The sequence below is a fragment of the Bacillus zhangzhouensis genome (assembly GCF_000715205.1).
Lineage (GTDB): Bacteria > Bacillota > Bacilli > Bacillales > Bacillaceae > Bacillus > Bacillus zhangzhouensis.
Genome location: NZ_JOTP01000003.1, coordinates 75,040 through 87,855 on the forward strand (window position 1 = coordinate 75,040; position 12,816 = coordinate 87,855).

Consider the following 12,816-nt stretch of genomic DNA (forward strand, 5'->3'; position numbering starts at 1 on the left):
TCCTTAGGAGGGTAAAAGCATGAAGACCGTTCAAGTCAATATCGTTACTCCCGACGGCCCAGTGTATGAAGCGGATGTGGAAATGGTCAGTGTAAGAGCAGAAAGCGGTGAGCTTGGTATTTTAGCTGGCCACGTTCCAATGGTTGCTCCGCTAAAAATCGGTGCAGTTCGCTTAAAACATAGTGGATCAACTGAATTGGTTGCAGTAAGTGGGGGATTTGTTGAAGTTCGCCCTGAAAAAGTAACCATTCTTGCTCAGGCCGCTGAAACATCAGAGAAAGTTGATGTAGATCGTGCTAAATCAGCGAAACAGCGTGCTGAAGAGCATTTGAACCACCCGAATGAAAGTGATGTACGCCGGGCGGAACTCGCATTAAAACGGGCGTTAAACCGTTTAAATGTAGCAGGGAAATAAAACAGAAAATCCTTCTTATCACAATGATAAGAAGGATTTTTTTAAGAATTACAGGAGAGACTGATACATCGACACATAAGGATGAGATGCTTGTTTTTCAAGATATAAGTGCTCGCAAAACTGCGTACTATGCCATGTTTTATTGTTTCTGCGCAAGCCAAGGGTATATTGATGCGAAGAGTCCATATAAGGCCGCACCACCCAGTCAGCATCTAAATGATGCCTAATGACAACCTCACCCATATACACACTCATCATCGCTTCTAATGCATCAATGGGCATTTTCCACTCAGCAAAAAGCTGCTGGGTAAACGCATCAAAGTATAATGACTCTAACTGATACAGGCTTTCCTCTGAGTAATCCAAAGAAATGTTATGAAAATGACACAATTGTGCTAATTCTTCTAGCTGTGTCTGTCTATAATCAAAGTAGAAAGCAATGGCTTCCCATTCATGATCAAATGAGGGAACCAGTTCTCCGTACAAATCAACAAAATCAGGAAAAGAATCTTTCAAACTGATCAGCTCCTTCCACACGCAGTATATCATCTCCTATGCAACAGGATAAGAGGGGATTCACACTAAATGTAGCTCTTTTTTCCAAATGATTCATCTTTCCGATTTTCGAGGATATAATGAAAGGGAGTTTTCCTTTACAGAAATAAATAGAAGGAGGATTCAACTGTATGGAAGACGTAGGACAACAAGCAATTGTGAGTATTGTGATCCACCTATTTTTTATCGCGATCACTTGGTGGGCATTGCTTGCCGTAAATATTGATCCACTGATTAAAAAAGGGAAAATCGTTCAGGCAAGATTGCTGATGATGCTCATCACCATTGCCATCGCATCTGCGGTCAGCAATTTCTTCCTTGATTATTTAAATTTCTCCAGACAAATTCCTTATATGTTTTAACATAAAAGGTTTGGTCAAGTCCTTCTGCGGGAACGTAAAAAGAAGTGTCAAAAGTCCGGCCTTTGATGACTTTTCCACGTATGCATTTATCTCCTTGCGGCAACACTGGTAGCAAGGGGGAATGACAAGTGAGAAAGTATTTGAAAGGTTGGCCATTATTTGCGTTTATTCTTTTTTTTGTTCTGATGATGCAAGGAGTTCGTGCGGAAGAATCTTCCCCACTCGCCCAAATAGCAGAAGGTCTGAAAAACCAGCAAATCGAAGTAGATGGATGGACCCTTCATGCCAAAACAAATGTAGACATTTCATCCGAACAATTTTCAAAAAAAGTGAAACGTTTGAAAGACGAACTACGACAGTATGAGTGGACCGAAAAAAAAGAGAAACATGTCACCAAAGTCACAGGAATGTACAAAGATGAAAAAAATGATACATTATCGAAAATTTTACTCGTGAAGACCGACACAAAATCAAACCAAAAGTCGTATTTATTATATGAGCAAAAAGGTGCTCGCCCACTGAATACCTGGGAGCATACATATGATCAGTTCGTACGTCATGCAAAAAGCATATTACAAGAAAAATTTGTGATTTTTACTTGTCTCGATGGTCATGTAAATGGTATGATGGATGTTGTTTTGCAAAAAAAAGCTGAAATGTTAGCAAAAGAATTTCAAGCAAAACCAGTTGAGTATCTCGTTGAGTCTAATTTTGTGTCGCTTTCCGCTTACACAGATAAGTGGGAACAGTTCATTATGACTTCAAATGATAAAATGAATGTTCAAATTGCCATCAGAAGTTCGGAAATGAACGAAAATCATACGATTACGGTTGGCACACCAATCGTAACGACTGAATATTAATATAGAGAATTTGGGACGCGGAGGGGAAGACCTTGGAAAAAATCATCGTCCGCGGCGGTCAAAAGTTAAACGGCACAGTTAAAGTAGAAGGCGCAAAAAATGCCGTTTTACCAGTTATCGCTGCATCTTTGTTAGCAAGTACAGAAAAAAGCGTAATTTGTGATGTACCTACGCTCTCCGATGTATATACAATCAATGAAGTGTTACGTCATTTAGGAGCAGAAGTACATTTTGAAAATAACGAAGTATCAGTAGATGCATCTCATGCACTAGAAACTGAGGCTCCGTTTGAGTATGTGCGTAAAATGCGAGCATCTGTGCTCGTCATGGGACCACTTTTAGCAAGAACAGGTCATGCAAGAGTTGCATTACCTGGAGGCTGTGCGATTGGTTCAAGACCAATTGATCAGCACTTAAAAGGCTTCGAAGCAATGGGAGCTAAAATTCAAGTAGGTAATGGTTTCATCGAGGCTGAAGTAGAAGGCCGTTTAAAAGGTGCGAAAATCTATTTGGATTTCCCAAGTGTGGGTGCAACTGAAAATATCATCATGGCAGCAGCACTAGCTGAAGGAACAACGATTTTAGAAAACGTAGCAAAAGAACCTGAAATTGTTGATTTAGCAAACTACATCAATGCCATGGGCGGTAAGGTTCGTGGGGCAGGTACTGGTACAATCAAAATCGAAGGTGTGGAAACACTTCATGGTGCAAAACACAACATCATCCCTGACAGAATTGAAGCGGGTACTTTCATGGTGGCAGCAGCCATTACAGAAGGAAATGTCCTTGTGAAAGGCGCAGTACCAGAGCACATGACTTCACTTGTTGCAAAAATGGAAGAAATGGGTATTCAGATCATTGAAGAAGAAGAAGGTTTAAGAGTCATTGGACCATCTGAGCTCAAGCCAATCGATCTAAAAACAATGCCGCATCCTGGGTTCCCAACGGATATGCAATCTCAGATGATGGCGCTATTGCTTCGTGCGAACGGAACAAGCATGATCACAGAAACTGTATTTGAAAACCGTTTTATGCATGCTGAAGAATTCCGCCGCATGAATGGCGATATTAAAATTGAGGGTCGCTCTGTGATTATCAATGGGCCGGTTCAACTTCAAGGAGCTGAAGTGGCAGCGACTGACTTAAGAGCAGGAGCAGCACTTGTACTTGCTGGATTAGTGGCAGAAGGTCATACACGTGTCACTGAACTGAAGCATATTGACCGTGGATATGTGAACTTCCACCAAAAGCTTGCAGCAATCGGTGCGGATATTGAAAGAGTAAACGATGAATCAGCAGATGTTACACAAGAACAAGTTGTGTCAGATCTGAACGCGTAATGATAAAGAAATCAGTGTGTCCATTTGGGCATGCTGATTTTTTTTTAGAATCATAGAATGCTTCATGTTCAAAAGCTTATCATTAGTGTATCCAATCGTATGAAATTTTATTCATAAAGACGAACAGTAAAATCAATTGGTGAAGAGCATGTTGGCATGATCAAAAGTCTTGTCCAATGAATGAAAGAAGCTGTCATATTAGCTTGTCCTTGCCCATAGGATAAAAGAGATTCAATGACAAATGGGGGCAGCCAAATATGAAACCAATGATATGGACTATCGCAGGTATATGCATCATCATTTTAATGATTCCAACCTTACTCGTGTTGCCGACGTTTCAAGGGAAACCTGCGGCCAACCAACACGTAGCAGCAGAACCATCAGTTAAAAAAGAAGTGAAAGGTTCAGTCAAATTGAAGCAATCACCCGTCTCCATTCCCGTCTATCGCTCGACTCATCAGCAGGTAGAAAACATTCCCTTAGAAGAGTATGTGATCGGTGTCGTAGCTTCTGAAATGCCAGCTGATTTTGAAATGGAGGCGCTCAAGGCACAGGCACTCGCTGCTAGAACGTATATCGTCAGACAAATGATCAGCGATAAGACCGTAAAGTCACCAAAAGGCTCTCTTGTAGATGACACACAAATGTTCCAAGTCTACAAAAACAAGCAGGAACTCAAGAAAATTTGGGGGAAAGCGTACAATTGGAAATTAAAAAAGGTCACAGAAGCTGTCGCGAGCACACAAGGGAAAGTACTGACCTATGACGAAAAACCAATTGATGCTTCTTTCTTTTCTACAAGTAATGGGAAAACTGAAAATGCAGAAGCCTATTGGAAAAACGAAATCCCTTATTTGAAAAGTGTCTCAAGTAAATGGGACGAAAAATCACCAAAATTTCAAAACACGAAGACCATCACGGTTAGTGAATTTCAGCAAAAACTAGGTGTGACCCTCAGTCAGCAGGCTCAGGTAGGAGAGATTGTAGAGCGGACACCAGGAAACCAAGTAGCCAAAGCCGTGATAAACGGTAAAACACTGACAGGCAGAGACATTCGAGAATCACTGGGACTTCATTCTGCAGATTTTACATGGGAAAGAAAGGGCCAGCAAATTGTGATCACGACAAAAGGATACGGCCATGGTGTAGGGATGAGCCAATATGGTGCGCATTATATGGCGCAGTCAGGCAAAAAAGTAGAAACCATTGTGAAACATTATTATAAAGGGATTCAAATTGAATCAGCTGATCGTTTTCTCAATACGTACATGGCTAAAAAATAAAAGCAAAGGTGCCTCAGAAACGGGGCATCTTTTTGTTTGTTCAAAGAGGTTTGAACAGAATGTGTCAAATTGCGACTTAAGATGCAGGTCAGGAAATCTTAAACATTTATGTCCTGACAAGCACCGATGGCCGATACAAAGTCCCTCGAAAGACAGAGAAAACGAGGGGGATAAATGATGAGTTAGGTGAAAATATCTAGTCATCTGACAGAATTTTAGTGATTTTGATGAAAGAGAAAAAGGGACCGAGTCCTATACCATTCCAAGTGAGAATAATTTACGATTAAGATGTTTCAATCAAATACATAAGGAGGAATGAAAAGTATGTTGAAAAAAGTATTTACACTCGTAGCCTTAGCTGTATTGACATTATCCATGTCAATCTCTTCACCAGTATTTGCAGAAGCATCAACAGCCAAAAAACATAAGAAAGATGTAAGAGTCACAATCTTACTTGATGCAAGTGGAAGCATGGCAAGAAAAGTAGATGGAGAGCGCAAATTTGATCTAGCAAAACAAGAGGTATTTAAATTTGCACAGTCACTTCCGGAAGACGCTAAAATTCGTATGAGCTTGTTTGGTTCTGAAGGAAACAACAAAAATTCAGGTAAAGCTCAATCATGTGAAGTCATTAGAGGAGTTTACGGCGTACAGCCTTACGAAAAGGATAGCTTTGAAAACTCTTTAAACGGACTTGGACCAAACGGATGGACACCGATTGCACGTGCTCTTGAAAGTGCAAAGCAAACAGATAAGCAGCTTCATAAAGGAACAAAACATATTGTGTACTTAATCACTGATGGTGAAGAAACTTGTGGCGGAGATCCTGTGAAGGTAGCAAAAGAATTGCATCAATCAAAAGGATCTACTGTTGTCAATGTCATCGGATTAGACTTTAACGATGGCTATGAAGGCCAATTAAAGCAAGTAGCCCAAGCTGGTAAAGGTCATTACTACCAAGCAAGCACTGGTAAAGAGATGGGTTCTATCTTTACGGCAGAATCATTAAAACTACACGAATAACTTGTTGAACAAAAGAGAAACGATTGATTTATGCTTTCGTTTCTCTTTTTCTGTACAAATGTAAAAAGGGAGGTTTTCATTGATGAAAAGAAATATTGTCTTAACTATTTTAGCTAGTCTTGTCTTGCTTCTTTCTTCACCAGCTCATGCTGTGACAAAACAGGAGCCTGCTCATGTGGTCATATTACTCGATTTAAGCGGCAGCATGGCACAATCGCTTGAGGGAGAAAAGAAAATCGACATCGCAAAACGTTCTATTCAAAGCTTTGCAAGTATTTTATCTGAAGATACGCAAGTCCTGCTTCGTGTGTTTGGTCATGAAGGGACCAATAAAAATGCAGGAAAAGCCGTTTCATGTGCTAGTTCTGAAGCCGTTTATGGATTTGGAACATATGAGCAAACAACATTTCAGCAAGCGCTGAATGTGTATGATCCAACAGGCTGGACACCACTAGCAAAAGCATTAACTGATACGAAACAAGATTTTGAAGATCACCAGGCTGAAGGGAAGAATATTGTATATGTTGTCAGCGATGGTGAAGAAACATGTGGTGGAAGCCCTTCTCAAGCAGCAAAGGAATTACATGAAGACGGTATTGATACAATCGTCAATATCATTGGCTTCGATGTGAATGAAAAAGAAGCCAAAAGTCTAAAATCTGTTGCAAAAGCTGGTGGTGGACAATATCAACCGGCAGCAAATGCAGAAGAATTGAAACAGATTCTTCAACAAGAAGCGAGCGCTTTTGGTCAGTAGGATATGAATGGCAGCTGGGGGGGGGAACAACCCCAGCTGTTTTTTAGTTGAAGATCAATTTAAAGTCGTTTCTAATTCATCAATTCGTTTCTCCACGTAGTGCTGATCTTTTCTTGCATGAAAGGTTTCGGCTTTTTCTAATATCGCAGTTGTATTATATTCTGGAATCTGTGAATAGCTCTCATAAATACCTTTAGGAATTAAAACGTTCCCTTCAGGCCAATAAACAGCGATATTTCCACGTGTCAATTCCCCAAATTGAGCAACTCCTTGATAGGACCCATATTGATTAAAAAGAACAACTGGATCACCTTCTTGGACGTAAAGCTCTTTTGCATCTGCGTCATTCATCAAGATAGAATGACGCTTTCCGCCATTAAAGGCATCCTTTTCACTGTAGATCATAGAGTTGAATTGTTTACCTCGTCTTGTCGTGATATTGAAATGTCCCTCAGTTTTCCGGTATTGAGGCAGCTGGGCAGGTAGAAGGTGTCCCTTGCCATCCGGTGTTGGACATACACCATCTTCGCAAAGCCATGCGCCTCCCCATTGAAAAACGTCCCCTTTATGACGCAAATGCTGTATGCCATCATAGTTTCGATTCGCAATGGCAATCTCACGGCGAATGTCTTCAGCATGTTCAAAATGAATCAGCTCGGCATCCTCTGGTCGGACCCTTTTCGCAAGATCAATATAAATGTCCCATTCTGCTCTGGCTTCTTCAATACGAGGTCCTTCAATTTCTGGACTGAAATATACCATCCGTTCCGTACTGGTTGACGTACCGCCGCCTGGCTGTTCATATCTTGTCATAGCAGGCAGAACAATGACCGTCTCTTCTGCCTCTACGAGTGTAGAGGTATTCAAAATGATATCTTGATGGACACGGAGTTCAAGCTCAGATAATGCTTTTTCGATCGCTTCTGGATTTGGCATCGTTTCTAAAAAGTTTCCACCGCTAGTAAACAGCATTTTAAGTTTTTGCGGGTGTTCTTTTGGGAGCGCCATCTTTTCAAACGATTGACCGATGGTATCACCATGCCATTTCGGAATGTCAAATCCCCATATCTTCTCGATTCTTTCGATATTCTCTTCATCAAAATCACTGCCTGGCAAAACAAATGGATCGGCGCCCATTTCGCCTGAACCCTGAACACCACTATGTCCACGAATCGGCATGACGCCACAATGTTTTCTGCCAATAAATCCACGTAACATGGCAATGTTTGCGACTTGCGATATATTATCTGTTGCAAATCGGTGCTGAGTAAGGCCCATACTCCAAATAAAAACGCCGGAATTGGCATTGGCAAGGAGGACTGCAAATTCCTTCATTCTTTCTTTTGACATGCCTGACGATGCTTCTAGATCCTCCCACTTCAACTGTTCGACATGTTGCTTTACATCCTTTATGCCGGTTGTATGGGCTTGAATAAATTCATGATCAAGAGCGGAATGAGGAGCATGCTGCTCCATATCAAACCAATGTTTGATGACGCCGTTCATAAACGCAATATCGCCGCCTATATTGACTTGATAAAAATCATCAGCTATTTTTGTTCCGAATAAAGCACTTTCTGGAATAGAGGGAACCCAGTACTTTTCCATCGCAGGCTCTTTATACGGATTGATGACAATAATTTTGGTTCCTTTCTTTTTAGCAGCGTACATATATTTAGTGGAAACGGGCTGATTGTTTGCGGCGACTGATCCCCAAAAAATCAATACATCCGTTCCGATCCAATCACTGTAATTACAGCTAGAAGCACCTATGCCAAGGGAGCGTTTAAGAGCGGTTTTGCTCGGTGAATGGCAAATGCGAGAAGCATTATCGATATGATTTGTTCCTATAAATCGTGCAGCCTTCGCAGCAGTATAATAAACTTCATTTGTGATTCCTCTGGCCGTTAAGTAGAAAGCGAGCTGTCGTTTATCAATTGATTTGATTTTAGCCGCGATTTGATCTAATGCATCATCCCAAGAAATACGTGTAAAGGCATTCTGCCCTTTTTTTCGAATTAGTGGATAAGGAATACGCCCGAGCTTACGCAGAGAGGTGCTATCCATTTTTTTTAGCTGATGAATATCTTCAAACCATTTTGGGTCAATAGCTGACATTGTGTTAAGACGAAGTACATTTAGCCTTGTTGTGCATATATGAGGTCCTGCGAGTGTCTGATCGTATAAGCCTGAAACACCAAGGGCACAGCCGTCACAAACGCCCTGCGTTAAAATACGGTACGCGTAGGGGAGGTTATCTTTGTTTTCCCAAGCCACCTTCATCGTATCTCGAATGTGTTTAGGTTTCACTTTTCCAAGCCCCATAGGAGCAAAAGAGGCCCATAGCTTTGGTGAGGGTTTTTTGTTGAGTTTAATAGGCCCCTTGTGTTTTGTTTTCCCCATGATATTCATCACCCTCCTATTACTTTATAAAGCGTTTTCATATCTAAAAATTACCTTTAGATTGCGAATCTGTCAAATTCAAATTAAGGTCGGGCTGAAACAGAAGAGGTAGCAGTAAGGTTTGATTCTTTAAGCTGTTGAATATCCTTCCGAATGAGAAGAGATATGATAAAAGCAATGAAAAATAAGCCAGAGAACACCATGAGACTTTGTGTGTAATTACCTGTTATATCTCGAATGAAGGATGAAAATAAAGGTCCTGCTAAACCAGCAGCGGCCCAAGCGGTCAGAATATAACCGTGTATTGCACCAAGCTGCTTCGTACCAAATAAGTCTCCAATATAGGCTGGAATTGAGGCGAATCCTCCTCCATAGCACGTATAAATGATTGCCATCACGATTGAAAAGATGAGTGGTTCTTTTAAGTAGGGTAGTAAAGGAAAAGCAATGAGCTGGATACTAAAGAAAATCGTATACGTATTCGGTCTTCCAATATAATCTGAGAAGGATGCCCAGCCAATCCGTCCTAAGCCATTAAAAGCACCTAAAACACCAACAAGAGTAGCCGCAGCACCTGCAGTGAATCCAACACTTTCTTGAGCAAGAGGCGAGGCTACTGAAATAATGGCAATTCCGCATGTAATATTAATAAAGAGCATGAGCCACAAATAATAAAAACGCCGTGTTTTAATCGCTTCATTTGCTGTAAGCTGTGATAAATCTTGAGGAATTTTTCTTTGATTTGTTTTCAATCCGTCAAATTGTTTGACGTCATCGGGCGTTGGTGGTGATAAATAAAGAGATGAGATCACCATAATGATAAAATATGAGAGTCCAAGAATATAAAAGGTATTCGCGATATCAACTTTTTCAATGAGAGATTGAATAATTGGGCTGCAGATAAGTGAAGCAAATCCAAAACCCATAATGGCTAAACCGGTTGCAAGTCCTCTTCGATCTGGAAACCATTTGACTAATGTTGATACAGGTGCAATATAGCCTACACCTAATCCTATTCCACCAAGTACACCATAAAATAAATAGAGGAGAGGAAGTGAAGACATGTGGACAGCAAGCCCTGACCCAGTCATTCCGATGCCGAAGAAAATAGCTGAGAAGAGCCCCGATGCCCTTGGGCCATACTTTTCAACGAAGTGTCCCATGAAAGCAGCAGATAAACCTAAAAATAAAATGGCAATGCTGAAGGTGAGGCTTATTTCTGTTAATGACCACTGAAAGGTTTGATGTAAAGGATTTGTAAAAACACTCCATGCATAAACAGACCCGATAGATAAATGAATTCCCACAGCACTTGTCGCAATGAGCCAACGATTCTTTGATTTGTTCATTGTGTTCCCCCCATATAAAGCAATCAAAAAGTTTGATAAGATAGAAATATGTTACATTTTTATGACTTTTTAAAATAATATCACAATTTGTTTGGTTCATATAACTAAATTTGTGTTGAAAGGAAGATCATACAATGAACCCTTCTGTTAAAAAGAAACGAGTCATACACCAATATCGTGATGGCCAATTTACCTGCAAAACAGATGATGTTGTAGAAGAATTTCCTTTAACTGTGATGGTGAATGGAGAAGAGTTTGTGACACTCGTTTGTTCACCAGAGCATTTGAAAGAATTGGTTATCGGTTTTTTAGCTTCAGAAGGAGTCATTCGATTTGAAAATGAGATTAAAAGGTTTACAATAGATGAAAGTATGGGCTTTGCATATGTTGATTTAATCCACTCAAGTCGTTTTCATTCATCAGACTTTACAAAGCGAGTGATTGGTTCTTGCTGTGGGAAAGGGAGACACTTTTATTTTCTCCAAGATGTGAAGACAGCAAAAACAGCCACTGATCAAATTAATATATCTGCTGAAACCTGTATGCACTTAATGAAATGTTTACAAGACGAAAGCCAATTATTTCGACATACTGGTGGTGTGCATAATGCTGGACTGTGTGACACAGAGAAGCTATTCATCACTAGAACTGATATAGGAAGACATAATGCTTTGGATAAAATCTATGGATATTGTTTACTTCACCGAATCCCACTTAGAGATAAAATCCTTGTGTTTAGCGGCCGGATATCGTCGGAAGTTCTATTGAAGGCAGCGAAACTAGGAGTATCTATTGTGATATCAAAATCAGCACCTACTGAGCTAGCGCTTAAAATGGCAGAAGAATTAAATATCACGACAGTTGGATTCGTCAGAGGAGGATCTTTTAATATCTATACTCATCACCAGCGTATTACAGAATAGGAGGCAAAGTATGGTCAGTATTTTGGATAAAAGGCATCGACCATTGCGCGATTTAAGAATATCGGTAACCGATCGCTGTAACTTTAGATGTACGTACTGTATGCCTGCTGAAATCTTTGGACCAGATTATCCTTTTTTAAATAAAGAAGAGCTACTTAGTTTCGAAGAAATTGAACGACTTGCTACCCTTTTTGCAAAGGACTTAGGTGTGGTGAAATTACGCATCACGGGCGGTGAACCTTTAATGCGTAAAGATCTGCCCATCTTAATAGAAAAGCTCGCAAAAATTCCAGGAATTGAAGACATCGCTATGACAACCAATGGAACGCTTTTACCTTTATATGCTGATAAGTTAAAGAAAGCAGGGCTTCACAGAGTCACCATTAGTTTGGATTCATTAAACCCCGAACGTTTTAAGCAAATGAATGGAAGACATATTTCCATCCAAAAAGTGTTTGATGGGATTAAGGCAGCAAAAAAGGCTGGACTTGCTATTAAGATCAATATGGTTGTCCAAAAAGGTGTGAATGATCAGGATATCTTACCAATGGCAGCCTATTTTAAAAAAGAAGGACACATTTTGAGATTTATCGAATTTATGGATGTCGGCAATACAAATAAATGGAATTTAGAGCATGTGATGACGAAAAAAGAGATAATTGATCTGATTGATTCAAAAAATCCTATCAAACCCGAACCCCCTCGATATGCGGGTGAAGTAGCCAATCGATTTTTTTACGAAGATGGTTCAGGAGAGATTGGTATTATTTCTTCCGTTTCAGATGCTTTTTGTGGATCATGTAATAGAGCAAGACTATCTGCACGTGGTGAATTGTTCACATGTCTCTTTGCATCATCGGGTTTTGATCTAAAACGGATCATTCGTACGACAGAAAATGATGAAGATATAACGAGAATATTGAAGGAGCTATGGTCAAATAGGCATGATCAATATTCAACTGAGAGAGAGCAAAAGAAAGATCAGAAAAAAGTTGAAATGTCATATATCGGTGGGTAGTGACAACAAAGTATCATGATCATGTATTTTTGAAAAGAAGAGGAAATGGCATAATCACTGTTGAAAATCTCTTTTTAAAAACAGGCCAATTCATCATATAAACTCAATCATCATAAAAAAACAGCAGAGATTCTGCTGTTTTTTAAAATGCTATTATATGACTCGAAAAGAGTAAGATAAGTCTGGAAAATAGTTTTTCAATCATACTGCGCTGCTTTACTTTTACAGGAGCTGTGATAAGATCGAATCAATCTTTACCAGCTTGATTTTTTCACTCCTGGGTTATGTCCTTTATAGGCAAGCTCACGAAAAGCAATCCTAGACATTTTGAATTTCCGTAAGTAACCTCTAGGACGGCCAGTTAATTCACAGCGGTTTTTTAAGCGAGTGGGGGAGGTATCTCTAGGTAATTTCTGCAAAGCTTCATAGTCACCTTTTTCTTTTAACTCTTTCCTTAATTCCGCATATTTCAAAACAAGCTGCTGCCGCTTTTTTTCTTTAGCAATCTTTGATTTCTTTGCCATT

13 protein-coding genes are annotated in these 12,816 nt (G+C 40.0%); 9 read left to right on the top strand and 4 right to left on the bottom strand.

Features of this window, described 5'->3' with window-relative positions:
• The first annotated feature begins 19 nt into the window (after positions 1 to 19).
• The gene (locus tag BA70_RS03650) at positions 20 to 415 is read left to right on the top strand and encodes a F0F1 ATP synthase subunit epsilon (RefSeq protein WP_034318329.1); all 396 of its coding nucleotides are present in this window, start codon (positions 20 to 22) and stop codon (positions 413 to 415) included.
• Positions 416 to 463: 48 nt separating this feature from the next.
• Here the strand turns inward: BA70_RS03650 and BA70_RS03655 are convergent, their stop codons facing one another.
• A complete protein-coding gene (locus BA70_RS03655; protein WP_034318722.1) occupies positions 464 to 931 on the bottom strand; it encodes a hypothetical protein in 468 nt (155 codons plus the stop codon).
• A gap of 170 nt (positions 932 to 1,101) precedes the next feature.
• On the opposite strand from BA70_RS03655, the gene BA70_RS03660 reads away from it, so the two are divergent.
• The 6 genes from BA70_RS03660 (at position 1,102) to BA70_RS03685 (ending at position 6,598) form a co-directional block, all read left to right on the top strand.
• Positions 1,102 to 1,332: a DUF1146 family protein gene (locus tag BA70_RS03660; protein ID WP_008354922.1), complete on the top strand. Its 231-nt coding sequence runs from the start codon at positions 1,102 to 1,104 to the stop codon at positions 1,330 to 1,332.
• A 128-nt stretch (positions 1,333 to 1,460) separates the two neighbouring features.
• Positions 1,461 to 2,195, top strand: a complete 735-nt coding sequence (locus tag BA70_RS03665) for a YwmB family TATA-box binding protein (RefSeq protein WP_034318333.1) — start codon at positions 1,461 to 1,463, stop codon at positions 2,193 to 2,195.
• 32 nt (positions 2,196 to 2,227) lie between these two features.
• Positions 2,228 to 3,535 carry a UDP-N-acetylglucosamine 1-carboxyvinyltransferase gene (gene murA, locus BA70_RS03670; RefSeq protein WP_034318336.1) on the top strand — a complete coding sequence of 436 codons (1,308 nt, stop codon included), beginning with the start codon at positions 2,228 to 2,230 and terminating at the stop codon, positions 3,533 to 3,535.
• Between the two features lie 257 nt (positions 3,536 to 3,792).
• Positions 3,793 to 4,818, top strand: a complete 1,026-nt coding sequence (gene spoIID / locus BA70_RS03675; RefSeq protein ID WP_034318339.1) for a stage II sporulation protein D — start codon at positions 3,793 to 3,795, stop codon at positions 4,816 to 4,818.
• A gap of 324 nt (positions 4,819 to 5,142) precedes the next feature.
• Complete coding sequence (locus BA70_RS03680; protein WP_078061635.1) at positions 5,143 to 5,841, top strand: VWA domain-containing protein; 699 nt, start codon at positions 5,143 to 5,145, stop codon at positions 5,839 to 5,841.
• 82 nt (positions 5,842 to 5,923) lie between these two features.
• Entirely contained in the window at positions 5,924 to 6,598 is a 675-nt protein-coding gene (locus BA70_RS03685) for a VWA domain-containing protein (RefSeq protein ID WP_034318342.1), read from the top strand.
• Positions 6,599 to 6,652: 54 nt separating this feature from the next.
• On the opposite strand, the gene BA70_RS03690 is transcribed toward BA70_RS03685, so the two are convergent.
• Complete coding sequence (locus tag BA70_RS03690) at positions 6,653 to 9,001, bottom strand: FdhF/YdeP family oxidoreductase (protein WP_034318345.1); 2,349 nt, start codon at positions 8,999 to 9,001, stop codon at positions 6,653 to 6,655.
• Between the two features lie 83 nt (positions 9,002 to 9,084).
• Positions 9,085 to 10,350: an L-lactate MFS transporter gene (locus tag BA70_RS03695; RefSeq protein WP_034318347.1), complete on the bottom strand. Its 1,266-nt coding sequence runs from the start codon at positions 10,348 to 10,350 to the stop codon at positions 9,085 to 9,087.
• A 134-nt stretch (positions 10,351 to 10,484) separates the two neighbouring features.
• Here BA70_RS03695 and fdhD point away from each other — a divergent pair, with 134 nt between their 5' ends.
• Together fdhD and moaA are read left to right on the top strand one after the other, a co-directional pair.
• Positions 10,485 to 11,273, top strand: coding sequence for a formate dehydrogenase accessory sulfurtransferase FdhD (gene fdhD, locus BA70_RS03700; protein WP_034318349.1), 789 nt, complete (start codon positions 10,485 to 10,487; stop codon positions 11,271 to 11,273).
• A 10-nt stretch (positions 11,274 to 11,283) separates the two neighbouring features.
• Complete coding sequence (gene moaA / locus BA70_RS03705) at positions 11,284 to 12,291, top strand: GTP 3',8-cyclase MoaA (protein ID WP_034318351.1); 1,008 nt, start codon at positions 11,284 to 11,286, stop codon at positions 12,289 to 12,291.
• Positions 12,292 to 12,545: 254 nt separating this feature from the next.
• On the opposite strand, the gene rpsN is transcribed toward moaA, so the two are convergent.
• Positions 12,546 to 12,815 (bottom strand): 30S ribosomal protein S14, encoded by a 270-nt coding sequence (rpsN, locus tag BA70_RS03710; protein WP_034318354.1) that lies wholly within the window; start codon positions 12,813 to 12,815, stop codon positions 12,546 to 12,548.
• Between the last annotated feature and the right edge of the window lies 1 nt (position 12,816).

Bases quoted from the DNA above. Each gene is read 5' to 3' on its own strand.
- BA70_RS03650 (WP_034318329.1), top strand. From the start codon at position 20: ATGAAGACCGTTCAAGTCAATATCGTTACTCCCGACGGCCCAGTGTAT.
- BA70_RS03660 (WP_008354922.1), top strand. From the start codon at position 1,102: ATGGAAGACGTAGGACAACAAGCAATTGTGAGTATTGTGATCCACCTA.
- BA70_RS03680 (WP_078061635.1), top strand. From the start codon at position 5,143: ATGTTGAAAAAAGTATTTACACTCGTAGCCTTAGCTGTATTGACATTA.
- moaA (WP_034318351.1), top strand. From the start codon at position 11,284: ATGGTCAGTATTTTGGATAAAAGGCATCGACCATTGCGCGATTTAAGA.
- BA70_RS03690 (WP_034318345.1), bottom strand. From the start codon at position 9,001: ATGGGGAAAACAAAACACAAGGGGCCTATTAAACTCAACAAAAAACCC.
- spoIID (WP_034318339.1), top strand. From the start codon at position 3,793: ATGAAACCAATGATATGGACTATCGCAGGTATATGCATCATCATTTTA.
- rpsN (WP_034318354.1), bottom strand. From the start codon at position 12,815: ATGGCAAAGAAATCAAAGATTGCTAAAGAAAAAAAGCGGCAGCAGCTT.
- BA70_RS03695 (WP_034318347.1), bottom strand. From the start codon at position 10,350: ATGAACAAATCAAAGAATCGTTGGCTCATTGCGACAAGTGCTGTGGGA.
- BA70_RS03685 (WP_034318342.1), top strand. From the start codon at position 5,924: ATGAAAAGAAATATTGTCTTAACTATTTTAGCTAGTCTTGTCTTGCTT.
- fdhD (WP_034318349.1), top strand. From the start codon at position 10,485: ATGAACCCTTCTGTTAAAAAGAAACGAGTCATACACCAATATCGTGAT.